Annotated in this window: 27 protein-coding genes and 1 pseudogene; 12 read left to right on the top strand and 16 right to left on the bottom strand. The window is 54.0% G+C overall.

Annotation, left to right across the window (positions count from 1 at the left end; genetic code table 11):
* Nucleotides 1–38 precede the first annotated feature (38 nt).
* From ftsI to mgrB, 5 genes and pseudogenes are all read right to left on the bottom strand, one after another.
* Nucleotides 39–1,784, bottom strand: a complete 1,746-nt coding sequence (ftsI, locus tag ACOT1A_RS01270) for a peptidoglycan glycosyltransferase FtsI (RefSeq protein ID WP_023300357.1) — start codon at nucleotides 1,782–1,784, stop codon at nucleotides 39–41.
* A 216-nt stretch (nucleotides 1,785–2,000) separates the two neighbouring features.
* Nucleotides 2,001–2,210: a transcription antiterminator/RNA stability regulator CspE gene (cspE, locus tag ACOT1A_RS01265; RefSeq protein WP_001062678.1), complete on the bottom strand. Its 210-nt coding sequence runs from the start codon at nucleotides 2,208–2,210 to the stop codon at nucleotides 2,001–2,003.
* A 12-nt stretch (nucleotides 2,211–2,222) separates the two neighbouring features.
* Nucleotides 2,223–2,367 (bottom strand): annotated as a pseudogene (locus ACOT1A_RS01260) (DUF2627 domain-containing protein).
* A gap of 669 nt (nucleotides 2,368–3,036) precedes the next feature.
* On the bottom strand, nucleotides 3,037–3,324 hold the full coding sequence (locus tag ACOT1A_RS01255; RefSeq protein ID WP_023300358.1) for a YebO family protein: 288 nt from the start codon (nucleotides 3,322–3,324) through the stop codon (nucleotides 3,037–3,039).
* Nucleotides 3,325–3,398: 74 nt separating this feature from the next.
* Complete coding sequence (mgrB, locus tag ACOT1A_RS01250; RefSeq protein WP_003859906.1) at nucleotides 3,399–3,542, bottom strand: PhoP/PhoQ regulator MgrB; 144 nt, start codon at nucleotides 3,540–3,542, stop codon at nucleotides 3,399–3,401.
* Between the two features lie 160 nt (nucleotides 3,543–3,702).
* On the opposite strand from mgrB, the gene ACOT1A_RS01245 reads away from it, so the two are divergent.
* Nucleotides 3,703–3,942 carry a YobH family protein gene (locus ACOT1A_RS01245; protein WP_022648454.1) on the top strand — a complete coding sequence of 80 codons (240 nt, stop codon included), beginning with the start codon at nucleotides 3,703–3,705 and terminating at the stop codon, nucleotides 3,940–3,942.
* A gap of 63 nt (nucleotides 3,943–4,005) precedes the next feature.
* On the opposite strand, the gene kdgR is transcribed toward ACOT1A_RS01245, so the two are convergent.
* Nucleotides 4,006–4,797 carry a DNA-binding transcriptional regulator KdgR gene (kdgR, locus tag ACOT1A_RS01240; RefSeq protein ID WP_022648455.1) on the bottom strand — a complete coding sequence of 264 codons (792 nt, stop codon included), beginning with the start codon at nucleotides 4,795–4,797 and terminating at the stop codon, nucleotides 4,006–4,008.
* A 178-nt stretch (nucleotides 4,798–4,975) separates the two neighbouring features.
* Between kdgR and ACOT1A_RS01235 the strand changes: the two genes are divergently transcribed.
* Nucleotides 4,976–6,349, top strand: a complete 1,374-nt coding sequence (locus tag ACOT1A_RS01235) for an MFS transporter (RefSeq protein ID WP_022648456.1) — start codon at nucleotides 4,976–4,978, stop codon at nucleotides 6,347–6,349.
* Between the two features lie 52 nt (nucleotides 6,350–6,401).
* Here ACOT1A_RS01235 and htpX read toward each other — a convergent pair whose 3' ends face one another.
* The 4 genes from htpX to ACOT1A_RS01215 all read right to left on the bottom strand — a co-directional run bounded on the left by htpX (nucleotide 6,402) and on the right by ACOT1A_RS01215 (nucleotide 10,825).
* Nucleotides 6,402–7,283: a protease HtpX gene (gene htpX, locus ACOT1A_RS01230; RefSeq protein WP_003859899.1), complete on the bottom strand. Its 882-nt coding sequence runs from the start codon at nucleotides 7,281–7,283 to the stop codon at nucleotides 6,402–6,404.
* 193 nt (nucleotides 7,284–7,476) lie between these two features.
* Nucleotides 7,477–9,525, bottom strand: a complete 2,049-nt coding sequence (gene prc / locus ACOT1A_RS01225) for a carboxy terminal-processing peptidase (protein ID WP_276169812.1) — start codon at nucleotides 9,523–9,525, stop codon at nucleotides 7,477–7,479.
* Between the two features lie 19 nt (nucleotides 9,526–9,544).
* Nucleotides 9,545–10,231, bottom strand: a complete 687-nt coding sequence (proQ, locus tag ACOT1A_RS01220; RefSeq protein ID WP_003859895.1) for an RNA chaperone ProQ — start codon at nucleotides 10,229–10,231, stop codon at nucleotides 9,545–9,547.
* 96 nt (nucleotides 10,232–10,327) lie between these two features.
* The gene (locus ACOT1A_RS01215) at nucleotides 10,328–10,825 is read right to left on the bottom strand and encodes a GAF domain-containing protein (protein ID WP_006811006.1); all 498 of its coding nucleotides are present in this window, start codon (nucleotides 10,823–10,825) and stop codon (nucleotides 10,328–10,330) included.
* A gap of 132 nt (nucleotides 10,826–10,957) precedes the next feature.
* Between ACOT1A_RS01215 and yebS the strand changes: the two genes are divergently transcribed.
* The 4 genes from yebS to ACOT1A_RS01195 all read left to right on the top strand — a co-directional run bounded on the left by yebS (nucleotide 10,958) and on the right by ACOT1A_RS01195 (nucleotide 16,707).
* Nucleotides 10,958–12,241, top strand: coding sequence for a membrane integrity lipid transport subunit YebS (gene yebS, locus ACOT1A_RS01210; RefSeq protein ID WP_022648459.1), 1,284 nt, complete (start codon nucleotides 10,958–10,960; stop codon nucleotides 12,239–12,241).
* Nucleotides 12,210–14,843 carry a PqiB family protein gene (locus ACOT1A_RS01205; RefSeq protein ID WP_022648460.1) on the top strand — a complete coding sequence of 878 codons (2,634 nt, stop codon included), beginning with the start codon at nucleotides 12,210–12,212 and terminating at the stop codon, nucleotides 14,841–14,843. Before yebS ends, ACOT1A_RS01205 begins: the two co-directional genes overlap by 32 nt.
* A 56-nt stretch (nucleotides 14,844–14,899) precedes the next feature.
* Entirely contained in the window at nucleotides 14,900–16,363 is a 1,464-nt protein-coding gene (gene rsmF / locus ACOT1A_RS01200) for a 16S rRNA (cytosine(1407)-C(5))-methyltransferase RsmF (RefSeq protein ID WP_417649166.1), read from the top strand.
* A gap of 104 nt (nucleotides 16,364–16,467) precedes the next feature.
* Nucleotides 16,468–16,707, top strand: coding sequence for a YebV family protein (locus ACOT1A_RS01195; protein ID WP_006811010.1), 240 nt, complete (start codon nucleotides 16,468–16,470; stop codon nucleotides 16,705–16,707).
* 34 nt (nucleotides 16,708–16,741) lie between these two features.
* On the opposite strand, the gene pphA is transcribed toward ACOT1A_RS01195, so the two are convergent.
* Nucleotides 16,742–17,386 (bottom strand): protein-serine/threonine phosphatase, encoded by a 645-nt coding sequence (pphA, locus tag ACOT1A_RS01190; protein ID WP_276169814.1) that lies wholly within the window; start codon nucleotides 17,384–17,386, stop codon nucleotides 16,742–16,744.
* A gap of 167 nt (nucleotides 17,387–17,553) precedes the next feature.
* On the opposite strand from pphA, the gene ACOT1A_RS01185 reads away from it, so the two are divergent.
* A complete protein-coding gene (locus ACOT1A_RS01185; RefSeq protein ID WP_276169815.1) occupies nucleotides 17,554–18,534 on the top strand; it encodes a VirK/YbjX family protein in 981 nt (326 codons plus the stop codon).
* Nucleotides 18,535–18,579: 45 nt separating this feature from the next.
* Nucleotides 18,580–18,777 (top strand): hypothetical protein, encoded by a 198-nt coding sequence (locus ACOT1A_RS01180; RefSeq protein ID WP_032609507.1) that lies wholly within the window; start codon nucleotides 18,580–18,582, stop codon nucleotides 18,775–18,777.
* A 124-nt stretch (nucleotides 18,778–18,901) separates the two neighbouring features.
* Here ACOT1A_RS01180 and ACOT1A_RS01175 read toward each other — a convergent pair whose 3' ends face one another.
* The 3 genes from ACOT1A_RS01175 to yobA are packed head-to-tail and all read right to left on the bottom strand — an operon-like array spanning nucleotide 18,902 to nucleotide 20,499.
* Entirely contained in the window at nucleotides 18,902–19,240 is a 339-nt protein-coding gene (locus ACOT1A_RS01175; RefSeq protein WP_022648464.1) for a YebY family protein, read from the bottom strand.
* 16 nt (nucleotides 19,241–19,256) lie between these two features.
* Nucleotides 19,257–20,126 carry a copper homeostasis membrane protein CopD gene (copD, locus tag ACOT1A_RS01170; protein WP_023300432.1) on the bottom strand — a complete coding sequence of 290 codons (870 nt, stop codon included), beginning with the start codon at nucleotides 20,124–20,126 and terminating at the stop codon, nucleotides 19,257–19,259.
* A gap of 1 nt (nucleotide 20,127) precedes the next feature.
* Nucleotides 20,128–20,499 carry a CopC domain-containing protein YobA gene (yobA, locus tag ACOT1A_RS01165; RefSeq protein ID WP_241512525.1) on the bottom strand — a complete coding sequence of 124 codons (372 nt, stop codon included), beginning with the start codon at nucleotides 20,497–20,499 and terminating at the stop codon, nucleotides 20,128–20,130.
* 137 nt (nucleotides 20,500–20,636) lie between these two features.
* On the opposite strand from yobA, the gene ACOT1A_RS01160 reads away from it, so the two are divergent.
* From ACOT1A_RS01160 to exoX, 3 genes are all read left to right on the top strand, one after another.
* Entirely contained in the window at nucleotides 20,637–20,867 is a 231-nt protein-coding gene (locus tag ACOT1A_RS01160; RefSeq protein ID WP_003859784.1) for a DNA polymerase III subunit theta, read from the top strand.
* Between the two features lie 111 nt (nucleotides 20,868–20,978).
* A complete protein-coding gene (locus ACOT1A_RS01155; RefSeq protein WP_023300434.1) occupies nucleotides 20,979–21,617 on the top strand; it encodes a nitrilase-related carbon-nitrogen hydrolase in 639 nt (212 codons plus the stop codon).
* Nucleotides 21,618–21,641: 24 nt separating this feature from the next.
* Complete coding sequence (exoX, locus tag ACOT1A_RS01150) at nucleotides 21,642–22,304, top strand: exodeoxyribonuclease X (protein WP_022648468.1); 663 nt, start codon at nucleotides 21,642–21,644, stop codon at nucleotides 22,302–22,304.
* Here exoX and ptrB read toward each other — a convergent pair.
* Nucleotides 22,286–24,361 carry an oligopeptidase B gene (gene ptrB / locus ACOT1A_RS01145; protein WP_276169816.1) on the bottom strand — a complete coding sequence of 692 codons (2,076 nt, stop codon included), beginning with the start codon at nucleotides 24,359–24,361 and terminating at the stop codon, nucleotides 22,286–22,288. The two genes, exoX and ptrB, sit on opposite strands and share 19 nt — an antisense overlap.
* Nucleotides 24,362–24,436: 75 nt before the next feature.
* Complete coding sequence (locus ACOT1A_RS01140; RefSeq protein WP_022648470.1) at nucleotides 24,437–25,087, bottom strand: tellurite resistance TerB family protein; 651 nt, start codon at nucleotides 25,085–25,087, stop codon at nucleotides 24,437–24,439.
* A 171-nt stretch (nucleotides 25,088–25,258) separates the two neighbouring features.
* Between ACOT1A_RS01140 and purT the strand changes: the two genes are divergently transcribed.
* Nucleotides 25,259–26,437: a formate-dependent phosphoribosylglycinamide formyltransferase gene (purT, locus tag ACOT1A_RS01135; RefSeq protein ID WP_063162943.1), complete on the top strand. Its 1,179-nt coding sequence runs from the start codon at nucleotides 25,259–25,261 to the stop codon at nucleotides 26,435–26,437.
* The last annotated feature ends 18 nt before the right edge of the window (nucleotides 26,438–26,455 follow it).

The raw sequence follows: 26,455 nt of genomic DNA, 5'->3' as shown, positions 1-26,455 counted from the left end.
ACAGCTCCAGGGCGAAAACCAAAAGGCGAAGTGTACCGCTATTCGCCAGGGTTATAAACGGCTGGGTGACGCATCACGATCAGATGGTCAGAATCTGCCGGCAGCCCGTCTGGCTTCACGTTTTCCAGGCGCAAGACGTTACCCATAATTTCGCTGAACACGGGCGCGGAAACGGCCCCGCCGTAGTAGGCTCCGTTTTTCGGATCGTTGATCACCACCACCAGTGCAAAACGGGGATCGCTGGCGGGCGCAACGCCTGCTGTGTAGGCGACGTATTTATCCACATACTTACCGTGTTCATCGATTTTTTTGGCCGTCCCGGTTTTAATCGCCACACGATAGTTACGCACCGCCGCTTTGATCCCGCCACCGCCGGGTAACGCGACGCTCTCCATCATGTGTTCCACCTCGTGAACAATCTCCCCGGGCATCACCCGTTTGCCAATCACGGGGGGATCGATACGGGTGATGGACAGAGGCCGTTCAATGCCATAGCTACCGATGGTGGCATACACATGCGCCAGCTGGAGGGGGGTAACCATCAGGCCATACCCAAAGGCAAAGGTCGCCCTGTCTAACTGACTCCAGAATTTTCGCTGCGGCAGTAAACCTGAGCTTTCTCCCGTTAAGCCAAGCCCGGTACTCTCGCCAAAACCAAAGTTTTTATAGGTATCAAGTAACCGTTGCACGGGCATCGCGAGAGAAAGACGGGATACGCCCGTGTCGCTGGATTTTTGCAGGATCCCGGTCATGGTCAGCTCGGGGTAGTAGCCCACATCGCGAATACGATGGCCATCAATGGTGTAGGGATGCGTGTCTATCACGCTGTCAGGCTGCACCAGCCCCTGCTGTAGCGCCGTCATCAGCACCAGAGGTTTAACGGTCGAACCCGGTTCAAAGGTGTCGCTGATCGCGCGATTACGAAAGTCATCCAGCGTTGCCCCTTCCCGATTGTTGGGGTTGAAGTCAGGGAAGCTCGCCATCGCCAGAATTTCGCCCGTCTGGATATTAATCAGCACCGACGCGCCTGACTCGGCTTTATTCCACGCCACGGCATTATCCAGCGCGTCTTCGGTGATAGTTTGCAGGCGTTCATCGATACTAAGCTGGATATTATGTGCCGGTACGGGCGCCACCTCCGTGAGGTTCTCAACCACATGCCCGTAGCGATCTTTCCTGACCAGCCGCACGCCTGCCTTCCCGGTGAGCTGCGTGTTAAAGCTTTTCTCGACGCCCTCAATACCCTGACCATCAATATTAGTGAAGCCAATCAGGTTTGCCGCCACGTGTCCGGCAGGATAAAAGCGGCGGGACTCATCGCGTAGGTTGATACCGGGAAGACGCAGCTTATCAATCCACTTTGCCTGGGAGGGATCAACCTGACGAGCTAGATAAATGAATCGCCCGTGCGGATTGCTGTTTATTCGCGATGCGAGCGTGCTCAGAGAAAGGTGTAAAGCATTTGCCAGGGCCTGCCAGCGCGAATCAAAGCCAATCCCCCCTTTATCAAGCACAGTTTTGGGATCGGCCCAGACGGCCTGGACAGGTACGCTTACCGCAAGGGGACGCCCTTCACGGTCAACAATCATCCCACGCGGGGCGTCTATCGCCACTTCGCGCAGGGAACGCATATCCTCCTGCTTCACCAGATTATCCGGTTTGATAATTTGTAGCCATGCCACGCGGCCTAACAGAAAAGCAAGGCTACAAAAGATGGCGAGACACAGAAGTGCAAAACGTGCCGGTGTAAAGTTTCCGTTGGCCGTTATTGTCTTTTTTTTCACTTTAACCCCAGGGCTGTTAATCAACGCCCTGATTTAACGGGAAAAAGGGATAATAAGGCGGGAAAACAATGCTAATAATCTCGCGGGTTTGCAACAAGATAATAACAGAGGAGGAATACGTAACATTTTGAAAAATAAGTGAATAAAAAAGCCCCGCATCGGCGAGGCTTATGTCTGAGATCGAAGCGCTAAGCGCTTTAGTCAGCAGTGATTCGATCAGATAGCAGTTACGTTAACCGCAGCTGGGCCTTTCTGGCCGTCCTGAATTTCGAACTCAACGTTCTGGCCTTCAGCCAGAGTTTTGAAGCCGTTACCCTGGATTGCAGAGAAGTGTACGAACACGTCTTTGCTGCCGTCAGCAGGAGTAATGAAACCAAAACCTTTAGACTCGTTGAACCACTTAACTTGACCTTTAATCTTTGCCATTTGCAAAATTCCTTAGAGTGTTTTCTTAGCCCGCAGGCTTTAACATAGATAAAACTGAGACATTACTGCTTGAGGCACTAATATAAGGTTCGGCAGAGAAGCGGTATTCAACGACAACGTGTTTACTCAGGACTTCTTTACTGAAAATGCCACACATAAACAGAACTGTACCTCGTTTGACCCAAAACGTGTTATCACACACAACGTTTAATATGGCAAGCCATTTTTAAACGTGTCTCGATCCGCCGCACAAATTCAGGCGTTACTCCATAACAATCTGCACAGTTATGCGAATTGTCAAATGAAGCGCCACCTGACCTCACCGCCCACAGGGTGCGCTGACGCGCCCTGTAATCAAAGACTTTTTAAACATAGCTCAATCATTTCAAAGCGTCCATCCCAATCCCTGAATTTCTTTAAAGGAATGACTGAGTTAGAACATTTTGTGAAAAGTTATGCTGAAAACATCGCAATGCACCAGAGTGTGACAGTGAATAAACGATGTTAAATACATTTTGCTAACTGTATTAAAATCCACCATTTAATAAGCGTTATTCTGCACCAAAATAATGAAATTTTTATGACTCTGCCTCAAAACAAGGCAAGCAAAACGTTTCGATAAAAATAAAACACTTCAGGAAAGTTAAAGCTCACAATTTATTCAACGAAACGGTACGAGTTGTATAAGGATAAATATTCGCCAGTTTTCAGTATACTGAAACAGTAGTTAACTGCTGCTTAATTATATGTTGGGATGTTATGGGTCACATTTGATAAGGGAGGAGATTTACGCCGCACGTCAGGCCACCTCCCCGTTCCGGGCAGACTATCGTTCGGCCACCAGGCGAATGAACTCTTCCTCGTCTTGTTTTTGAGCATCAGCTTCCTTCGGCACCGCTTTCTCCTCCGGCTCGTTGGCTTCGCACAGACGACGCAGCAACGCAGTCTGCCGTTTCTGCTGATCGAGCAATGCTTCCAGCAGCTCAATCTGCTCGTTTGTGCGGGAGCTGGCGCGATTAACGAAGAACCACAGCACCAGTCCAACAACCAGCACCACTAAAGACATTACCAGGGATGCAATGCTCAGCAGCCCCGAATTCATTAACTCACCCATTTCACCACCTCAGTAAAAACAGTCATTTTACCACTGCAGCCACGTAAGGACATCGCTCAGTGCAAAAATAGCCACTACCAGGGGATAAACTTATTGATTGAACAAATGCCGCTAAAGAACTGTACATCCTGATCGCACATCACATTGATAGTCTGCGTCCACAGCACCACGCATGCTATCAGCACTATAATCAGAATTACCCAGCGTATTTTTTTCACTCCACACTCCGTCTTATGACCTGATGTAGCCAGGTTATCACGGCTATCTTAAACAGGGGCTAACTGTACCTTCAACAGACGCTTTTCGGAATCGTGCACTTGTTTCACTGCGTAAACCCGTTACGCTTACTCCATGACAACAAAGAAAAAAGAGGCATCGATGCGTTTACTCGTTCGTACGATAATTGTACTGGCACTTGTGTGGATCGGCCTGCTGTTAAGTGGGTATGGCGTATTAATGGGAAGCAAAGAGAATGCCGCGGGTTTGGGTATTCAGTGTAAATATCTCACCGCCCAGGGGGTAAGCACGGCTCAGTACATCCATTCCGACAGCGGGATCATCGGGTTAACCAACTGTCCTGTGCTGCGTAAATCATCTGTTGTGGTTGATAACGGCTAATCAGAGCTAAATTTCGCTTACAAAAACGCCGCAAGAGTGCGGCGTTTTTATTGGAGGCATTGATCAGAACGGGTATTCGTTATAGCCCATCTGCTCTGAAATTTTGCGCGCTGCGGTATGCAGAATTGCCACATACTCATGAAGACGCTCTTCGGAGAAACGCAGCGTTGGGAAAGAGATGCTCAGTCCCGCAATGACAACGCCGAAGCGGTCAAACACCGGCACACCGATGCAGCGCAACCCTTCTTCCTGCTCTTCGTTATCTTCCCCATAACCCTGCTCACGCACTTTATCCAGCACGCTCAGTAGTTCATCCGTACTGGTAATCGTGCGATCGGTGCTGCGTTTGTATTCCACACCGTCAAGGATTTGCTTAACCTCTTCACGATCGCGCCAGGCCAGCAGGACTTTACCAATTGCGGTACTGTACAGCGGGTTACGACGACCGATGCGTGAATACATGCGCAGGTTGTACATGGAGTCAATTTTGTGGATGTAAACGATGCTGTCTTCATCCAGTGCGCCGAGGTGAATGGTCTCTTTCGTCAACCGCGAAAGTTCACGCATCTGAATGTCAGCGCTGCGGATCAGATCCACGTTCTGCAAGGCGCGGGCGCCCAATTCAAACAATTTCAGGGTCAGAGAATATTTTTCTGATTCTCCTTCCTGCGCGACATAACCCAATGATTTCATCGTCTGCAAAAAGCGATAAACGGTGCTTTTCGACATCATCACACGCTGCGACAACTCTGTAATACCAATTTCACGCTCTTCTCCGAGCGCCTGCAAGATGCCAAACACCTTCAGCACGGAAGAAACAGAATCTGGCTGCTTATCCAAATCTGCGATTGCCATTTATCACCTCATGGAGAGTGTTTTATAAAAATCAGAACCGGTTTTTATTATAAATTCGTGTGATGCGCGCTGCAATCTATCTGGGTTTACTTCGTTACAAATCTGCGACATAAAACCGAAATAACGATGCTAAAATAGTTACTCTGAAAATAATTTCACACTGAGTCATTCTTTTCCCATGCAAAAAAACGTTTCTGATGGCCTGCCCTTACCACAGCGGTACGGGGCAATTGCCACTATTGTCATCGGCATTTCGATGGCTGTCCTTGACGGTGCGATTGCCAATGTGGCTCTTCCTACCATTGCCAAAGACCTTAATGCTTCTCCGGCAAGCTCCATCTGGATTGTGAACGCGTACCAGATAGCGATTGTGATTTCCCTTTTGTCACTCTCTTTCCTGGGCGATATGTTTGGTTATCGCCGGGTTTATCAGTGCGGGCTGGTGGTCTTTACTCTCACCTCGCTCTTCTGTGCCCTTTCCGATTCACTGCACACCCTTACGCTTGCGCGTATCGCACAGGGTTTTGGCGGTGCGGCGCTAATGAGCGTGAACACGGCCCTGATACGGCTTATCTATCCTCATCGCCATCTGGGGCGCGGCATGGGCATTAACTCCTTTATTGTGGCCGTGTCGTCCGCCGCCGGGCCGACGATCGCCGCCGCCATTCTGTCCGTAGCCTCGTGGCAGTGGCTGTTTGCCATTAACGTGCCGCTGGGCATTGTGGCGATCTTCTTCGCCCTGCGCTATCTTCCGGAAAATGGTCCGAAAAACACCATGCCACGTTTTGACCTGCCCAGCGCTGTGATGAACGCGCTGACCTTTGGCCTGCTGATTACTGCGCTGAGCGGATTTGCGCAGGGACAGTCTTTGTCGCTCATTGCCGCAGAAATCGTTGCCCTGCTTATCATCGGCTTTTTCTTTGTACGACGCCAGCTGGCGCTGCCCGTGCCGTTACTGCCGGTCGATTTGCTGCGTATTCCGCTGTTTTCGCTATCAATTTGTACCTCCATTTGCTCGTTCTGCGCCCAGATGCTGGCGCTGGTTGCGCTGCCATTCTTTTTGCAGAGCGTGCTTGGCCGTTCGGAAGTGGAAACAGGCTTGCTGCTCACACCCTGGCCTTTGGCAACCATGGTGATGGCCCCGCTGGCCGGGTACCTTATTGAGCGCGTTCATGCCGGACTGCTGGGGGCTATCGGGCTGATCGTCATGGCAGCAGGACTGTTTGCGCTATCGCTCCTGCCCTCCTCGCCGGGGGATCTGGATATTATCTGGCGCATGATCCTTTGCGGGGCAGGTTTCGGTCTGTTCCAGTCACCTAACAACCACACAATTATCACCTCTGCCCCACGTCATCGCAGCGGTGGCGCCAGCGGGATGCTGGGTACGGCAAGACTATTAGGGCAAAGCACCGGGGCCGCAATGGTGGCGTTGATGTTTAACCTTGCCGGGCAAAATGCGACACACGTTGCGCTGATTACCGCAGGGACACTGGCGACCCTCGCGGCTATCATTAGCGGCCTTCGTGTGACCCAGCCAAAGGCGCAGGCATAAAAAAACCGGGCGGAGATTGTCTCCTGCCCGGTTTTTTTTCATCCGGCGGGTATTACTTCAGGTATTCGCCGCTTCGCAGCGCTTCAATACGTTTATCCAGCGGCGGATGTGACATAAACAGCTCGCTCAGCGACTTTGATTTACCATTGATACAGAAGGCCATCATGCTGTTTGCTTCCTGCGGCTCGTAGCTGGTTTTCAGACGTTGCAGCGCAGCAATCATCTTCTCACGACCCACCAGTTTCGCAGAACCGGCATCCGCGTGGAACTCACGATGACGGGAGAACCACATGGTAATGATGCTTGCCAGGATACCGAACACCAGCTCCAGCACCATTGAAACAGCAAAATAGATCAGCGGGTTACCGTTGCTCTCTTCACCCTCATCACGGTTGCCACCCATAAATCCGGCAGCAATCTGCGCCAGAATACGGGAAATAAAGATAACGAAGGTGTTCACCACGCCCTGGATCAAGGTCATGGTGACCATATCGCCGTTAGCGATGTGGCTGATCTCGTGAGCAATAACCGCTTCCGCTTCGTCACGGCTCATGTTTTGCAGCAGACCGGTACTGACGGCCACCAGGGACGCGTCACGACGCGCACCGGTAGCAAACGCGTTGATATCCGGCGCGTGGTAGATCGCCACCTGCGGCATGGCTATGCCCGCCTGCTTTGACTGCTGAGCAACCGTGCTCATCAACCACTGTTCCATATCGTTACGCGGCTGCTCAATAACTTCACCGCCCACGGATTTCAGTGCCATCCACTTCGACATCAGCAGTGAAATGAAAGAGCCGCCGAAACCAAACAGCAGCGCCATAATCAACAGACCCTGAACGCTGCTCGACTGAATTCCCGTCAGGCTTAGCACCAGCCCGAATACCACCATCACCGCCAGGTTGGTGAGCAGGAAGAGCGCGATTCGCATCATAATATTCTTTTAACCTCAGTTTAACAAAACGCACTATGCGATTACCCACATCGTATGGGTATTGCGGCTATTTTCAAGCATCCAGACGGCGTAAGTCACCAGAAAGACACAACTTTACACAATTGGAAATCTGCCTGACGGAAGGATGAGGAACAAAAAGAAACAGGCACAATTTCTTGTGCCTGTTGGGGGATTATTTTGTCGGAGCAGGTTGTACGGCAGGTTTCTCTTTTTCCAGCTTCGCGAGATCAAGCGCGATATGCACCGTCTCGTCCAGATACGGATCGGGCTCCTGGTAATCCTTAGGCAGATCGTCCAGTTTTTTGAGCAGAGGCTTGCCTTCACGTTTGAAGCGATCGTTGATACGCGCCAGACGTGTCGCGTCATCTTCATTGTTCTCTTTCTCACGCTGGGCGTAGTTCAGAGAGACAATGTTCCGTTTCGCTTTCAGAGCGTTGAAACGCGCGATGTCCTTCATGATGTACTGGAATTCCGGATCCTTCCCGATGCGGTCGTTGTGATTTTTCAGCAGTTCCGGACCGAACTGTTTCATATCACCCGATTTCACGAATGTCGCGGCATCAATGCTATCCCACGGCAGCGCGTTATCTTCAAACTTCTCGCCCGTTTCCGTCTCTTCGGTACCTGTCGGCATCATGATGTCCGGCGTCACGCCTTTGCGCTGCGTACTGCCGCCGTTAACACGGTAAAACTTCTGAATGGTGTACTGTACTGAGCCCAGCGCCGGCCATTCAGGGCGCAGCATCTGGTCGTAAATACGGTTCAGAGAGCGGTACTGCTGAACGGTGCCCTTGCCAAACGTCGGTTCGCCGACGATTAACGCCCGGCCGTAATCCTGCATGGCAGCAGCGAAGATTTCCGATGCAGAGGCGCTGAAGCGATCGACCAGCACCACCAGCGGACCCTTATAGTAGACCACGCCATCGGTATCGGCATCTTCACGCACTTTACCGTTGTTATCGCGCACCTGAACCACCGGGCCAGACGGGATAAACAGCCCGGAGAGCGAGACGGCCTCGGTCAATGCCCCGCCGCCGTTGCTGCGCAGGTCGATGATCACACTGCTGACATTCTGCTTTTCAAGCTTCTGGAGCTGCACTTTTACATCATCGGTCAGGCCAACGTAGAAGCCAGGGATATCCAGAACGCCAACCTTCTCTTTACCCACGGTTTTCACCGACATTTTCACCGCGCGATCTTCCAGACGGATACGCTCACGGGTCAGAGTAACGATACGGGTTTTGGTCCCCTTTCCGGCTGGCAGGATCTCCAGGCGAACTTTGCTGCCCTTCGGCCCTTTGATCAACGCAACTACGTCATCAAGTCGCCAGCCAATCACGTCCACCATGCTCTTTCCGGTTTGACCTACACCGACAATACGGTCGCCTACGCTGATCGCTTTGCTTTTCGACGCAGGGCCACCGGCCACCATGGAGTTGATAACGGTGTAGTCATCATCCATCTGAAGCACAGCACCGATACCTTCCAGAGACAGGCTCATTTCGGTATTGAACTGTTCGGTGTTACGTGGAGAGAGATAATTAGTGTGCGGATCAATTTCGTGCGCAAACGCGGTCATCGCCAGCGAGAAAACATCTTCACTGTTGGTCTGCGCCAGACGACGAATTGCGAATTTGTAGCGACGGTTTAACGTCTCTCGGATCTCTTTCTCGTCTTTGCCTGTGAGCTTGAGGCTCAGTTCGTCATATTTGACTTTTCCGTCCCACAGCGCATTCAGTTCAGCCTCATCTTTCGGCCATGGCGCTTTGCTGCGGTCCAGATTAAAGGTGTCGTTGCCGGTGAAGTCCATCGGACGTTCCAGCACTTTCAGCGCGTATTGATAACGCTCAAAACGGCGCTTTTGCGATAAGTTGTACAGATCGTAGAAAAGATCCAGCTTTCCGGAGCGCAGCTCATCACCCACTTCGGATTTGCGTTTAGCGAACTGTTCGACATCGCTGGCCAGCAGTACGTTATGGCTGTAATCCAGCAAGTTCAGATAACGGTCAAAGATTTTGGCCGAAAAGGCCTGATCGAGATCGAACTGACGATAGTGCGAACGAGTAAAGCGCGACGTCACGCGCTCACTCACCGTCGCGTGCTGAGTTTCTTCCTTAATAACCGGAATTTGATCAACACGCGTAATATCGTCCACAGCGAAAGCGTGGCCTGTTATAGCAAACAGGCCAGCCAGCGCGGTGAGCTTAAAAAAAGTGTTCATGCCAGGCTCGGCCTCCGTTTCAGAACAACAAGTGTTCTGCGCGTACAATCATTGACATACCAGAAGTCAGCTGTACACGAACGCCATCTTTGGTGATTTCCAGTACGGTGGCATCCATCGCATTGTTACCCGCTTTAACCTTCAGAGACTGACCTACGCTCAGGGCGTTGATGTCCGAAACTGGGGTGTGGCGCGGCTCTTCGCGCGGCGCACGTGGGGCTTTAGCTGCTGGTTTGTCAGCACGCGGTTTGCGATCGTTATTTTCAGTACGACGCGGTGCCGGACGCGGTTTACGCTCGCGACGAGGGGCGTCTTCCTGACCGTTTGCCGCTGCGGCTTCGCGTTTTTTGGCCTGCTGTTCAGCACGCTGTGCCTGAACGCGAGCTTTGGCTTCTTCAAGCTGCTTACGCGCATGTTCTACGTGCTGCTCGTCCAGCTCACCACACGGGTTGCCGTCAAGGTCGACACGGGTCGCACCCGGCTTGATACCGTACAGGTAACGCCAGCTCGAGGTATAAAGGCGCAAGGCAGAACGAAGCTGCGTTTTGCTGAGGTTCATCTCCCCCTCAACGCGCGCGACCAGATCCTGAAAGATACCGACTTTCAGAGGACGCGCTTCACCTTCAGCGCTGAAGCACTGCGGGAAACGCTCGGCCAGAAATGCGATAACTTCTTTACTGCTATTCAACTTAGGTTGATTTTCCATGAAATTTCCTGATTACAACGGACGTTGCCAACAAGCGCAGGCATGAACAGGCGACATTATAATGACGCTATCAGTAAATGCTACGTTATCCGTTGATTATCCTGCGACGCTCGCAAAGAATTTATGATAATCGGTCTCTGCCAGAACATTTTCCAGGTTTGCGGCCAACGCGCGCAGCCCCTGCTCATCCTCGGCAGTAAAGCGGCTGAAGACCGTGCTGTCGATATCCAGAACGCCAATAATCTGATTTTTAACCACCAGCGGCAGTACGATTTCAGAATTGCTGCTGGCATCGCAGGCAATGTGGCCGTCAAACGCATGTACATCTTCGACACGCTGAACCTGACGGGTCGCCACTGCGGTACCGCACACGCCGCGACCTACCGGGATGCGTACGCAGGCGAGTTTCCCCTGGAAAGGCCCCAGCACCAGCGTGTCGCCTTCCAGCAGATAAAAGCCCGCCCAGTTCACGTCAGAAAGGCGTTCGAACAGTAACGCACTGGTATTTGCCAGAGTGGCTAAGAAACTGGTTTCCCCTGCCATTAATGCCTTAAAATCGCGATTCAGATCCGCGTAGAATTCTGTTTTGTTCATTATTCAATCACTTAGTTATCTTACATAATTACCGCATAGCCTATTAAAATAAGCATTAAATGCGCTCATGCTCAAGATGAATCCGTTCATGAGTTATTATAACTTTCAACAATACTTATCTGTGTGCGACTGATGGCCCTAAAAACACCCCAAATTACGCCGACAAGAAAGATCGTTGTCCGTACGGTAAGCCAGGCTCTGCCTCGTGCACATTATCAGCGTTGTCCCCAGTGCGATACGCTTTTTATGTTGCCGAAGATGAAATCGCACCAAAGTGCTTTTTGCCCTTGCTGCGATGCCAAAATTCGCGACGGCCGGGACTGGTCATTGACGCGTCTGGCGGCAATGGCGGTTACCATGCTGCTGCTGATGCCGTTCGCCTGGACCGAGCCGCTGTTAAAGCTCTACCTGCTTGGCGTGCGTATTGACGCTAACGTATTGCAGGGGATCTGGCAGATGACGCGCGAGGGCGATCCGCTCACCGGCGCTATGGTGCTGTTCTGCGTCGTCGGCGCGCCGCTGGTGCTGGTCGCGGCAATTGCCTACCTGTGGTTTGGCAACATTCTGGGGATGAACCTGCGCCCTGTCCTGCTCATGCTGGAAAAGCTCAAGGAGTGGGTGATGCTGGACATCTATCTGGTGGGCGTCGGCGTGGCCTCCATTAAGGTGCAGGATTATGCGTTTTTACAACCCGGCATTGGCCTTTTTGCGTTTATTTCACTGGTCCTGCTGAGTATTTTGACCCTGATTCATCTGAATGTTGAACAGCTTTGGGAGCGATTTTACCCTCAGCGTCCCGCGACCCGGCCTGATGAAAACCTGCGCGTCTGCCTGGGGTGCCATTACACCGGTTTTCCGGATAAACGCGGGAGGTGTCCTCGCTGCCACATTCCGTTAAGATTGCGGCGCAACAACAGCCTGCAAAAATGCTGGGCGGCGCTTATCGCCTCACTGATATTTTTATTCCCGGCCAATATGCTGCCGATCTCCGTAATTTATGTGAACGGCGCCCGACAGGAAGATACTATCCTTTCGGGGATTATCTCTCTGGCGCACAGTAACGTGGGGGTTGCCGCCATTGTGTTCATCGCCAGTATTCTGGTGCCCTTTACCAAAGTGGTGGTGATGTTTACGCTACTTATCAGCATTCACTTTAAATGCGAACAAGGACTACGCACCCGTATCCTGCTTCTGCGATTCGTGACCTGGATTGGTCGCTGGTCGATGTTGGATCTGTTCGTGATTTCGCTGATGATGTCGCTCATCAATCGCGATCAGTTACTTGCTTTTACCATGGGACCCGCAGCTTTTTATTTCGGCTCTGCGGTGATATTGACTATTCTTGCAGTGGAATGGCTGGACAGCCGCTTACTTTGGGACGCACATGAGTCAGGAAACGCCCGCTTCGCCGACTGAAGCGAGAATTAAAACAAAACGCCGCATTTCGCCATTCTGGTTGCTGCCTGTCATCGCGCTGATGATCGCAGGCTGGCTTATCTGGACGAGCTATGAAGATCGCGGAAGTACCATCACGATTGATTTCCAGTCTGCGGACGGCATTGTCGCCGGACGTACCCCCGTTCGCTTCCAGGGGGTGGAAGTGGGTACCGTGCAGGATATTTCCCTCGGCAAAGGGCTGAACAAAATCCAGGTCCGGGCGAGCATTAAGTCTGACATGCAGGATGCCCTGCGCGCCGAAACGCAGTTCTGGCTGGTCACGCCTAAAGCCTCCCTGGCCGGCGTTTCCGGGCTGGATGCGCTTGTGGGCGGTAACTATATCGGCATGATGCCTGGCAAAGGTGAGCCACAGGATCACTTTGTTGCGCTGGATACCCAGCCGAAATATCGGCTGAATAACGGCGATCTGATGATCCACCTCCGCGCGCCGGATTTGGGCTCGCTGAACAGTGGTTCTCTGGTCTATTTCCGCAAAATTCCGGTTGGCCGCGTTTACGACTACGCCATTAACCCGAACAAAGATGGCGTGACCATTGATGTACTGATCGATCGCCGTTTTACCAACCTGGTAAAAAAAGGCAGCCGCTTCTGGAACGTCTCCGGCGTCGATGCTGACCTGAGCTTAAGCGGTGCGAAAGTGAAGCTTGAGAGCCTGGCGGCGCTGGTGAATGGCGCTATCGCCTTCGACTCACCTGCTGACTCCAGCCCTGCCGCCGCAGAGGATACCTTTGGTCTGTACGCCGACCTGGCACACAGCCAGCGCGGTGTCATCGTCAAGTTGACCCTGCCGGATGCCAAAGGCCTGAAAGCCGGTTCGACCCCGCTGATGTACCAGGGTTTAGAGGTCGGGCAACTGACAAAATTAACCCTCAACGCGGGCGGCTCCGTTACCGGCGAAATGACGGTGGATCCGAGCGTTGTGGACCTCCTGCGGGAAAAAACACGCATCGAGCTGCGTAATCCGAAGCTCTCCCTCAGCGACGCTAGCATCAGTTCCCTGCTGACGGGAAGCACCTTTGAGCTGATCCCCGGTGAAGGTGCGCCGAATAAAAACTTTGTCATCGCGCCGGCGGATAAAGCTCTGCTGCAAAAACCGGGCGTGTTGACGGTTAAGCTGAATGCGCCGGAAAGCTATGGTATCGAAGCCGGTCAACCGCTAATCCTGCACGGTGTGCAGGTGGGTCAGGTTCTGGAACGAAAGCTGACGGAAAAAGGGGTCTCCTTCTCCGCCGCCATCGATCCGCAGTACGGCAACCTTGTGCACGGCGACAGTAAATTTGTGGTGAACAGCCGGGTCGACGTGAAGGTGGGTCTGGACGGCGTTGAGTTCCTCGGCGCCAGCGCCAGCGAGTGGGTTAACGGCGGGATCCGCATTCTGCCGGGCAGCAAAGGTGCGCTGCGTGAGAGCTATCCACTGTTCGCCAATCTGGACAAAGCCATTGAAAACAGCCTCGGCGACCTGCCGACCACCACGCTGACCTTAAGCGCTGAAACGCTGCCGGATGTCCAGGCAGGCTCCGTCGTGCTTTATCGTAAGTTTGAGGTGGGGGAAGTGATCACCGTTCGTCCTCGTGCGGACGCGTTTGATATCGAACTGCATATCAAGCCGGAGTATCGCAAGCTGCTCACGCCAAACAGCGTGTTCTGGGCTGAAGGCGGCGCGAAAGTGCAGCTCAACGGCAACGGGCTGACCGTACAGGCGTCTCCCCTCTCCCGTGCCCTGCGCGGTGCGATCAGCTTCGATAACCTGAGCGGCGCGGGCGGCAACATGCGTAAAGGTGACAAGCGGATCCTCTTCCCGTCTGAAACCGCGGCGCGCGCCGTCGGGGGACAGATTACCCTGCACACCTTTGATGCCGGTAAACTGGCAGAAGGCATGCCTATCCGCTATCTCGGAATTGATATCGGGCAGGTTCAGAAGCTGACGCTGATCACCGCGCGCAATGAAGTTCAGGCTACCGCCGTGCTTTATCCGGAATATGTACAGACGTTCGCCCGGGCAGGCTCGCGCTTCTCGGTGGTTACGCCGCAAATTTCTGCCGCAGGGGTTGAGCATCTCGACACCATACTTCAGCCGTACATTAACGTTGAACCGGGTCGGGGCAACGCGCGTCGTGAGTTTGAGTTGCAGGAGGCGACCATCACCGATTCCCGTTATCTGGACGGTCTGAGCATTGTGGTTGAAGTACCGGAAGCCGGTTCGCTGGGCATCGGTACGCCGGTCCTGTTCCGCGGTATTGAAGTGGGGACAGTAACAAGCCTGACGCTGGGTAATCTGTCCGATCGCGTGATGGTTGGCCTGCGCATCAGCCAGCGTTATCAGCATCTGGTTCGCAACAACTCAGTGTTCTGGCTCGCTTCAGGCTACTCGCTGGACTTCGGCCTGACCGGTGGCGTGGTCAAAACGGGGACCTTTAACCAGTTCATTCGCGGCGGCATTGCCTTCGCGACGCCGCCTGGCACGCCTCTGGCGCCTAAGGCGCAGGCAGGAAAACACTTCCTGCTGCTGGAAAGTGAACCGAAAGAGTGGCGCGAATGGGGAACGGCGCTGCCGCGTTAATCTCGCAGGCTCCGGTGTCAACGCGCCGGAGCCTTTATGTTACACTGCGCGCCTGAATGTTTCCCTGTGGTGTGCCCGTGGCTCAAAACTCCGTATTTCTTCCTGAACAATTCCTCGTACAGATGCGCGAGGCGCTTCCTGCTCATCTCTCTTTCGACGATTTCGTCGCCGCCTGCCAGCGCCCTTTGCGTCGAAGTATTCGCGTCAATACGCTGAAAATCAGCGTCGGAGCGTTTCTGGATCTCGTCTCCTCCTACGGCTGGCAGCTGACGCCGGTGCCGTGGTGTGAGGAAGGGTTCTGGATCGAGCGGGATGACGAGGAGAGCCTGCCGCTCGGCAGCACCGCCGAGCACCTGAGCGGGCTGTTTTATATTCAGGAGGCCAGCTCCATGCTACCGGTTGCCGCGCTGTTTGCCGACGGAAACCAGCCCGAGCGGGTGATGGATGTCGCGGCGGCGCCGGGCTCTAAAACCACGCAAATTGCCGCCCGGATGAACAACCGCGGCGCGATCCTCGCCAACGAATTTTCCGCCAGCCGCGTCAAAGTCCTGCACGCCAATATCAGCCGCTGCGGGATCCACAACGTCGCGTTAACACACTTCGACGGTCGCGTGTTTGGCGCTGCCTTGCCGGAAGCTTTTGATGCCATCCTGCTCGACGCGCCCTGCTCCGGCGAAGGCGTAGTGCGTAAAGATCCTGATGCGTTAAAAAACTGGTCCGTTGAAAGCAACCTGGAGATCGCCGCCACGCAGCGTGAACTGATCGACAGTGCGTTTCATGCCCTGCGCCCCGGTGGAACGCTGGTTTACTCCACCTGCACGCTGAATCGTGATGAAAACGAGGACGTCTGCCTGTGGCTCAGGCAACGCTATGCGGATGCCGTCGAGTTTCTGCCGCTGGACACCCTCTTCGATTCGGCCAGTCACGCGGCCACCCCTGAAGGCTTCCTGCACGTCTTCCCGCAGATTTACGATTGCGAGGGGTTCTTTGTCGCACGACTGCGTAAAACCCGCGCCGTCGATCCGCTGCCTGTCCCTAAGTTTAAGGTCGGCAACTTCCCGTTCGCGCCGGTCAAAGGCCGTGAGGCGGCACAGGCGCAAGCGGCTGCCAGCAAAGTGGGACTACACTGGGATGAGAGCCTGCGCCTCTGGATGCGTGACAAAGAGCTGTGGCTGTTCCCGGTCAACATCGAACCGCTGATTGGTAAGGTGCGTTTCTCCCGCCTCGGTATTCGCCTGGCGGAGATCCACAACAAAGGCTATCGCTGGCAGCACGAAGCGGTCATTGCGCTGGCAGGCAATGAGAACACCTTCGCCCTGACGCATCATGAAGCGGAAGAGTGGTATCGCGGTCGTGACGTTTACCCGGAAGACGGCCCGTCACAGGATGAAGTCATCGTGACGTATCAGGGCTATCCGCTCGGGCTGGCGAAAAAAATCGGCTCGCGGCTGAAAAATAGCTATCCGCGTGAACTGGTACGCGATGGTCGCCTGTTTACCGGTAACAGCCGCACTGACTGAAAAAACGCATTTTTTTACTGGCGATTTCGCTCTCCTTGTCTAGGATCAAAAATGGATGACTGCACTGGTCATACCAGATTTTGGGCAACAAACCGGAGAGCATTATGACGAAAACCAGCGTACGCATTGGCGCTTTTGAAATCGACGACGCTGAATTGCGCGGCGAAGCACAAGGCGAACGAACGTTAAGTATTCCCTGCAAATCCGATCCGGATTTGTGCATGCAACTGGACGCCTGGGATGCAGATACCAGCGTCCCGGCGATCCTTGATGGGGAACATTCCGTTCTGTACCGTGAACATTACGACAGTAAAACCGATGCCTGGGTCTTGCGTCTTGCATAACCCAAAGAGAACCCGCCCGAAGGCGGGTTATTTATTACTGAAGCTGCGTCAGCGTCAGAAAGCCCCCGAACACCGCTCCCGTATCAATGTAGTGCAGATTGTTGAAATCGTAGCGCTTGTCCACAGGCGTATGTCCGAACCAGAAGTGATCCGCGCCGCTAATGCCCTGCCCTCTACCCACCATAAAGCCCATTAACCGGTCGCGATCCCACAGCACCCGCTGGGCATCTACCGGCTTATGCCAGGCATATTCGGCGGCGGGATAATCCGCATGAGCAATCACGTTCAGACCGTTTTTGCAGGTTATTTCAATAATGTGCGGTAAGTCCCGACACGCGTCGAGTAAATCCTGGGCCTGCTTTTGTTGAGCGACCGTAAGCCCGGTAAACCATTTACCGCCATTTATCTTCCAGAGACTAAAATCATTATTTTCAAGCGCATCTAACGCCATTTGCTCGTGATTACCGCGTACCGCATAAAACCACTTTTCCTGCATCAGCTGTAAACATTTCATGCTGTCGGGACCGCGGTCGATAATATCCCCCACCGAGATAAGCAGATCCGCAGCAGGATTAAAATGCCGTCGTTTCAGCTCATCCATAAGCCACTGAAAGCAACCATGAATATCGCTGACAACCCAGACATGACGCCAGTGTTCTCCCTCTATTTTCTGATACATAACGCCTCCTGTAAGAAGTATAGCTGCCACAGAAAATGTCATGAGCCGACGATGGATATCGCGAATCCAAACAAACCATAAACCAGCCGGAAATAAAGATCGCTGCGCTATTAATCCCTTATTCCCTGACCTTTAAAATAGTGCGGAATAAAAAGAGGGATTTTCACGTGTCAAACATACACCTGCAAAACGATGTTTTTTATCCGCATCGCACAAATATTATTTCTGAACTGGTGAGAGGGAAACGCGTTCCCGGCCCAATCTGGCACAAACGTGATTACCGGTTAAAGTTCCTTCTGCGCTCGCTTTTATTCTGGTCCTCCACCCATCGCATGCTGGAGGCGCTATCCGGGCGCGATGATTTCGACAGGCTGCTCACCTCTCAAATTACCTTGCCGAGCAAAACTCACCGCCAGTATCTGATGCGTGGCCTGAACTCAAACGACCGGGCCGATGCTATCGTCAGCCACTATCAGTGGATTGATAGTCTGAAAAATACCGCCCTCACCCACGCGCTGACCAATCCGCAAGAGGTGCCGGTTGTCCGGTTCGAGGCAAAAAACGGCGAAATCTATACCGTCCACGCCTCGTCCGCAGGTAAGGCTGAACGTGAAGGCGAAAGCACGCTTTGGCTGCATGACAATGACAACACGCTGCTTGCCAGCCTGACGTTCTGTGTCGCACGCAGTAACGGCCGTATGGTGCTGGTGATCGGCGGCCTCCAGGGTCCACGTCGTCATGTTTCACGGGAGGTGATTAAGCAGGCTACCCGTGCCTGCCATGGGCTTTTCCCGAAACGCGTGCTGATGGAGGTGATCTTCCAGCTTGCCTCACGCTCGAACATCAGCGCGATTTTTGCCGTCAGCGATGAAGGCCATGTTTTCCGCGCGCTGCGCTACCGTCTGAGCAAAGGGCGTCATTTTCACGCCAGCTACGACGAGTTCTGGGAAGGCCTGAACGGAAAGAAACTCTCCCCCTTCTGCTGGCAGTTGCCGCTCCAGATGGAGCGTAAAGCACTGGAGGAGATTGCCAGCAAAAAACGCGCCGAATACCGTCGCCGCTTTGCGTTACTTGATGATATTGCGGCTTCCGTACATGCGCGCATTGATCCCGCAGTCGTCTCAGGCAAAATACAAACAAAAATTTAACAAAACAGCCAAAAAGGACTGGACTTACGCCTGCCGGGTTGTGGTATGTTTGAAGCAGGCGCACAGGAAGTGAACCTTCTGCTGAGACGAAAACCGGATTTTATCGTTTATTTTCATGCAGATAAAAAGAGACCGAATACGATTCCTGTATTCGGTCCAGGGAAATGGCTCTTGGGAGAGAGCCGTGCGCTAAAAGTTGGCATTAATGCAGGCTCAATCGCCTTGCCCTTTAAGAATAGATGACGACGTCAGGTTTTCCAGTCCACAGTAAAAGTGGTCTGAAAAAAAGCGTCAGAACATCACTAAATGTGAAAAACCGCAGAGCTTTTACAAGCACCTGCGGTTTTTTTTACTGGAAACCTGACGGCTAGCAGAGCTTTTTAGCGCGCTCAATAAACGGTGCCAGACTCTTCTTCTGCCCGGGGTTTGCCGGGTCATCCACCTGGATCACGCTGACAGGCTGTCCGTTACTTTTCCCGCTGGCAACCTGCTGCTCCGCTACGTCATTTAACGGATACTGCACGAGCGTACTGGGATTGATGACATACAGCGCGTTACCGGGACGGCAGGTGAGCATGACCTCTTCACGATTAAATGCCCAGTTGTCCTTACCCACTTCAAACCGGCTGACGGTGATGACCTGCGGCGCGGCCAGCGCACTGCTGGCACAGGTGAGAAGTAAAAGAGAAAGCAGTGTCTTTTTCATAAGTTATTAAACCTTGTCAGAAGGGTTCCCAGGTCGCGAACAGGCTGACGGCCGCCAGTACCAGCGCGCCCAGCACCACTTCTGCCTGTGTCATCCTGATAAAAATCTGTTGTTCCCGCCCGGCATCAGGGCGAAAGCGTGGCACAAGAAAATACCGATTCGCCAGCGCAATTGCCACCATCATGATGACCAGCGCACATTTGAACAACAACAGCCGTACATAAGGCGCTTCCCACGGCACGTCTATGCCCACAATAAAGAGCGTATTGATTATCCCGGTCAGCAGCACGCCCGCCACGGCATAATGCCCCACGCGGGAGAAGCGCATCATGGTAAAGATAGCGGCTGGCTGCCAGCGGCCTTTCGCCAGCCGCATACAGAACAGCAGCGGCAGTAAACCGCCCACCCAGGTGGCGGCGCAGAGCAGGTGAAGCGCATGGTTCAGACGATGCAACGCACCCGGCGCGCCACCGTTCATCGCGGCATGTCCCACGCCCGCCAGCAGCACCAGTTGCCCCATCGCGAGCAGTAACAGCCGTGAGCCCTTTTGCGGGGTAAGCCATGCAGCACCCGCGGTCACAGCGGCCAGCACCATTTGCCACAGCCAGACGCCACCAAACTGCGTGCCCAGCACGCTGCGCCAGACCGCCGGGCGAATGACATCACCCCAGCCATTGCCCATTAACCCACTTTGCAGGCCGAACATCAGCAGAGCAGCCATCAGGCTGATTAAGGCCGCGATATTCTGCTGGCGCTGGAAACGCTGCGTCATGAGGCGCTGCAACGAAGACGGTGCAAACCAGACACTGTATAGCGCGTTGCCGAACAGTAGTATCAGCGCAACAAAATGGATAAAGCGAAACGCTACGTAGCTCAGGGCCAGCATACTATTTCACGCTAAAGTGATAGCTGCCCTTGGTTTTGTGGCCGTCCACGGAGACCACATGCCAGTCCACCGTATAGGTGCCGGTCGTCAACGGTTTCTCAAGAGGAACAATCAGCTTTGCGTTATCCTTCTCGTCACGCTTCACCCCGCCGGTCTGGATTTTGTGCTGCTGCGCGTCCGTCAACACGACGCCGCTGAAGGCAGGTTCAATGCCTTCCGAGAAATTCAGGGTAATGACGTCGGGTGCCGTCGCGACGGTATTTTCCTGCGGGGATTGTTGCTTAAGGTGCGCATGGGCCAGAGCTGATGGCGCGATTGCCGAAGAGAGCAGAAACACCAGCGCACACGCGACGCGGGAAGGGGTAAAGTGCATCACAATCATTCCTTTTCGTTATGCCTGAATGCTAAAGAATAACTCTGTATAATTAACGAGTCGAGGAACATCCTTTGCTCCCTTGTCATCGTTGAACAATCGCGGTAACGTTGCCGCCGCAGAAAAAGGAGAAGGAAATGAACGTTAACCTGGCCGCCCTTCCTCAGGACGAGATGGACAAAGTGAATGTCGATCTCGCCGCCGCGGGGGTCGCATTCAAAGAGCGTTACAACATGCCCGTCGTGGCTGAAGTGGTAGAGCGTGAACAACCCGCGCATCTGCGCGACTGGTTCCGCGAACGTCTTATTGCGCATCGCCTCGCCTCCGTTAATCTCTCGCGCCTGCCGTACGAACCTAAAGTTAAATAAGCTTAACATCCCGTTACACTTCCTTACGCGTTATGTGGCAGGATAAGAAAACCCTGATAAATTTAGGTGTAATCTTAAAATCCCAGCGACTTAGTGTATAAGGAAGTCACGATGTCACGATGGACTATTGCCGCGGCTCAGTATGCTCCGCGGCACAACTGTGTTGATGAGCACGTAAAACATCACCTGCACTTTATTGCCGAGGCTGCCTCGCATGGGTGCGATTTAGTCGTCTTTCCGGAGCTTTCGCTTACCGGCCCTGGCGGAACAACCTTACCCCCACCCCCCGACGATTTGCAGCTTGCCCCCCTCCTTCACGCGGCGCAGTCACGTTTCATCACGGTGATTGCCGGTATTACGCTCCAGCAACAGAAAGGACTCGCGCTTTTCACCCCTAACCTGTCGACCATCCGGCGTTATCCCCAGGGTAACGGTGCGGGTGTTATTCCTGGCAATAAACGGTTAACCATCGTTGATAATCAGGCTGACGCCCCGGAACTAGACCCAGAGGCAACGCTGTTCACCAGCAGCCTGGCGGTGGGTGAGCAACGCTGGCGGCAATCCATCAGTTCGTTACAACGCTTCGCGCATAAGTACGCCATCGCGGTATTAATGGCGAACGCGCGCAGCGGTAGCGCCTTATGGGATGAAAAAGGTCAGCTGATCGTGCGTGCCGATAAGGGAGAGTTGCTGTTAACCGGTTCTTTGGGCCGACAGGGTTGGCAAGGGGATATCATTCCATTAGGCTAGGCATTTTAGGATCAGGAGCGATCAATGCTGCGCGTTATCGATACCGAAACCTGCGATTTGCAGGGTGGAATTGTGGAAGTCGCCTCTGTCGACGTGGTTGACGGAAAGATAGTCAATCCAATGAGCCACCTGGTGCGCCCGGACCGTCCCATCAGTGCGCAGGCGATGGCAATTCATCGCATTACGGAATCGATGGTGGCGGATAAGCCGTGGATTGAAGAGATCATCCCTCTTTACCACGGTAGCCAGTGGTATGTCGCCCATAACGCCAGCTTTGACCGCCGCGTGCTGCCTGAGATGCCCGGTGAATGGATTTGCACCATGAAGCTGGCGCGCCGTCTGTGGCCGGGGATCAAATACAGCAATATGGCGCTGTATAAGTCGCGCAAACTAAGCGTGCGGACGCCGGAAGGGCTGCATCATCACCGCGCCCTCTATGACTGCTACATCACCGCAGCGCTCCTGATTGATATCATGAATACTTCCGGCTGGACGCCGGACGATATGGCGACCATTACCGGCCGCCCCGCCCTACTGACCACCTTCACGTTCGGTAAATATCGTGGAAAACCGGTATCGGAAGTGGCGGACAACGATCCGGGCTATCTGCGCTGGCTGTACAACAACCTCGACAGAATGAGCCCGGAACTGCGCCTGACGCTGAAGCATTATTTAGGCGAAGCCTGAGTTCCCGCGCGGCCTGGCAGCGTATCCTGCGCCAGGCCAATCAAAAAGGCGTACTCCAGCGCCACCCCTTCATAGGATTTAAATCGCCCTGATTTCCCTCCGTGCCCCGAGTCCATATCGGTACACAGCAGCAGCAGATTATCGTCAGTTTTTAGCTCACGCAGCTTCGCCACCCATTTCGCGGGCTCCCAGTACTGCACCTGGGAATCGTGCAGGCCGGTGGTCACCAGCATATGCGGATAGGCTTTCGCCTCGACGTTATCGTACGGGCTGTACTCTTTCATGTAGCGGTAATAGGTTTCATCCTGCGGGTTCCCCCACTCCTCAAACTCCCCGGTGGTCAGCGGAATGGTTTCGTCCAGCATGGTCGTCACCACGTCCACAAACGGCACCTGAGCGATAACGCCTTTAAACAGTTCAGGCCGCTGGTTTACCACGGCTCCCATTAACATGCCTCCGGCGCTGCCCCCCATGCCAAAGCAGAGTTGCGGATCGCCATAACCCTGCGCGATCAGCGCATCGCAGACATCAAGGTAGTCATTGAAGGTATTTTTCTTTTTGAGAAATTTTCCGTCTTCATACCAGTGCTGACCCAGCTCGCCGCCGCCGCGAATATGGGCAATCGCATAAACAAAACCGCGGTCGAGCAGGCTCAGCCTGCTGCTGCTGAAATCGGCGTCCATGCTGGATCCGTAGGAGCCGTAACCGTAGACGAGGATGGGCTTTTTACCTTTGTTGAAGTGATCCTTGTGGTAGACGAGAGACACGGGGACTTCAACGCCGTCGCGCGCGGTCACCCACAGGTGTTCACTGCGATAATTTTCCGACTCAAATCCCCGGACCTCCGCCTGTTTAATCACCTGACGCTGCCCGGTGTCCATATCCAGCTCAAACAACGTGTCCGGGGTAGTCATTGACGAATAGCCGTACCGCAGGCGGGACGATTCCGGTTCCGGGTTAAAGCCGATCCACGTCACGTAAGCCGGGTCATCGAACGCAATGCCCACCACTTCGCGGGTTTTGCGGTTGATTTGGCGGATACTGGTCAGTCCGCGCTGACGCTCTTCCACCACCAGCCAGTCGGTAAACAGGGTGAACCCCTCCAGCATCACCTGATCGCGCGCAGGAATTAACACTTCCCACTTCCGTTCATCGCGCACTTTGGTTTTATAAAGGCCAAAGTTTTTGCCCTCGCGGTTCGAACGCAGGTAAAAGCTGTGCTGGAAGTGATCCAGACTGTACTCATGATCTTTACGGCGCGGCAGGAAGCATAACGGCTGGGCATCCGGCAGTTCGGCATCCAGCAGCAGCACCTCAGAGGTGGTGGCGCTGGCAAGGAAGATAATCACGTAGTGGCGAGACGAGGTTTTATGCAGGCTGACGTAGAACGTCTCGTCTTTTTCTTCATACACAAGCTCATCGTCGGCGGAATCGGTCCCCACCGTATGACGCCAGACCTGATAAGGCAGCAGCGTTGAGGCATGCTTTTTAACGTAGTAGACCGTTTCTGAATCGTTACCCCAGACGAAATCGGGGGAGACATTATCCAGCATTTCGGGATACCAGTTTCCCGTTTCAAGATTGCGGAAACGCAAACCGTACTGGCGGCGGGAGAGGTAATCCTCAGCCAGCGCCATAATGGCGTTATCGGGGGAAATGGACATGCCGCCCAGCGTATAAAACTCACTGTGGGCAGCACGTTTGTTAGCATCCAGCAGGATCTCCCATTCGTCCCACTCGGCGCTTAGCACAGACTGGCGCTGGTAGATGGGATATTCGTTTCCCGGCTCATAAATATGGCGATAGCGATAACCGTTTTTGCACCACGGGGCAGAGACATCACGCTGGGGGATACGCTGCACCATTTCGTTCAGGAGCTGATCCTGAAGCGCCTGCTGGCTGGCCATGACCTGGCGGCCATAGTCGTTTTCCTCGTGCAGATAGTCGAGCACCTCTGGCCGGGAACGAGAATCGTCCCGCAGCCAGTAGTAGTTATCGATACGCGTATCGCCATGCGTGGTGATCGCATAAGGAGTACGTCGGGCTTTTGGAGGCATGGCATTCTTACTTTTTCGTTTTACATCCTATAAGGTTGGCAAAACACGCGTATGATGCAAGCGAAACATGGCCTTCTAGCCCGCGAGGGTCTGCTTCTGCTGCTGAATATCCTGCTCAATTCCCTCACGAACGTCCTGTGGGATCTTCAGCGCATCACCCAGGGCGTTCAGGTAGCTGCGCTCCATAAAGTGATCGATATCGATGGCAGCACAGCTCAGAAAATAGAGTTCCAGTGCCTCTTCTTCGTTTTTCACGCTTTGCGCCAGACGCTGCGGATCGAGCGGCTGTTCGATGGCCTGCGCCACCAGCGCCCTGCCCTGCTCCTCAACGCCCGCTTCCCGCATCTGCTGTTCAATTGCGGCACGTTCACTGGCATCAATATGCCCGTCGCTCTTGGCTGCAAAGACCAGGGCGAGGATCAGACGCTCGGTGCGTAAATCTAACGGCGATACCTGCTTCCCGTACTGCGGTTCATCCTGATGCGCGTTGCGCACCTTGTCTTTGTATTTGTTCCATAAGACGGAGCCTGCAATAGCCCCTCCGCCCGCCAGCAGCGCGCCGGTACCGTATTTGGTAAGCAGTTTCCGCGATGATTTATTGGCAACCAGCAAACCGGCCAGCCCGCCGAGCGCACCCGGCACAAGCAGCTTGCTCAGACCCTGCTCGCCGGACGACGAGCCTTTTTGTCCCAACAGGGATTGCAGTTGATTCATCCAGCCTGACATATTTTTCCTCACGTAACAGTGCGTAACCTTCACAGCCTAAGCGAGCGGGTGTCAGGAAATGTCTGTCAGTGCTAAAGAAGCGCAAATTTCCCCCGTGTCCGGTTATTGCCATACAAGACATACGCAAACGTTTTCGTTTATACTGCCCGCATCTTTTTCAGGGGGATTTTTATGACTCGTTTAGGAACCGCGCTGCGTCCTGCCGCGACGCGCGTCATGCTGTTGGGATCGGGTGAACTGGGTAAAGAAGTGGCCATTGAATGCCAGCGTTTGGGTGTGGAAGTGATTGCGGTGGACCGTTACGCGAATGCGCCCGCCATGCACGTCGCGCATCGCTCGCACGTCATCGATATGCTTGACGGTAATGCCCTGCGGGCGTTAATTGCCGACGAAAAACCGGATTTCGTGGTACCTGAAATTGAGGCCATTGCCACTGAGATGTTGGTTGCCCTTGAACAGGAAGGCCAGCGCGTGGTGCCCTGTGCCACAGCGGCAAAACTGACCATGAACCGGGAAGGCATTCGTCGCCTGGCGGCAGAAGAATTACAGCTCCCGACCTCCAGCTACCGTTTTGCCGGGGATAAAGCTGCGTTTCTCCAGGCCGTAGAGGAGATTGGCTACCCGTGCATCATTAAGCCGGTAATGAGCTCCTCTGGCAAAGGGCAGAGCTTTATCCGCGACAGCAGCACGCTGGACAAAGCCTGGGACTATGCCCAGCAGGGCGGCCGTGCCGGTGCCGGGCGCGTCATCGTAGAAGGCGTGGTGAAATTTGATTTTGAAATTACCCTGCTCACCGTCAGCGCCGTGGATGGCGTTTATTTCTGCGACCCGATTGGTCATCGCCAGGAAGACGGCGATTATCGCGAATCCTGGCAGCCGCAGCAGATGAGCGCGCTGGCGCTGGCACGCGCGCAGGAGATCGCCCGCAAAACGGTGCTGGCGCTGGGCGGCTACGGCCTGTTCGGCGTGGAATTGTTTGTTTGCGGCGACGAGGTGATCTTCAGCGAAGTCTCCCCTCGCCCGCACGATACCGGGATGGTCACACTGATTTCGCAGGATCTCTCTGAGTTCGCGCTGCACGTACGTGCTTTCCTCGGCCTGCCGGTTGGCGGCATCCGTCAGTACGGCCCGGCAGCCTCGGCGGTGATCCTGCCGCAGCTGACCAGCCAGAATGTCACCTTTGATAACGTCGAAGGTGCGGTTGGTGCAGGCTTACAGGTCAGACTGTTCGGCAAACCGGAGATCGACGGAAGCCGTCGTCTGGGCGTGGCATTAGCAACCGGGGAAAACGTGGACGAAGCCGTCGCGAGAGCGAAAATAGCGGCCACTGCGGTAAAAGTGACAGGGTAAATAACTAAAGGCTGGTCA

This window comes from Enterobacter cloacae complex sp. SYL003 (assembly GCF_049236925.1).
GTDB classification, from domain to species: domain Bacteria; phylum Pseudomonadota; class Gammaproteobacteria; order Enterobacterales; family Enterobacteriaceae; genus Enterobacter; species Enterobacter intestinihominis.
Note: the sequence above shows the minus strand (reverse complement) of the source record. Positions and strands in the feature narration are given on the sequence as shown.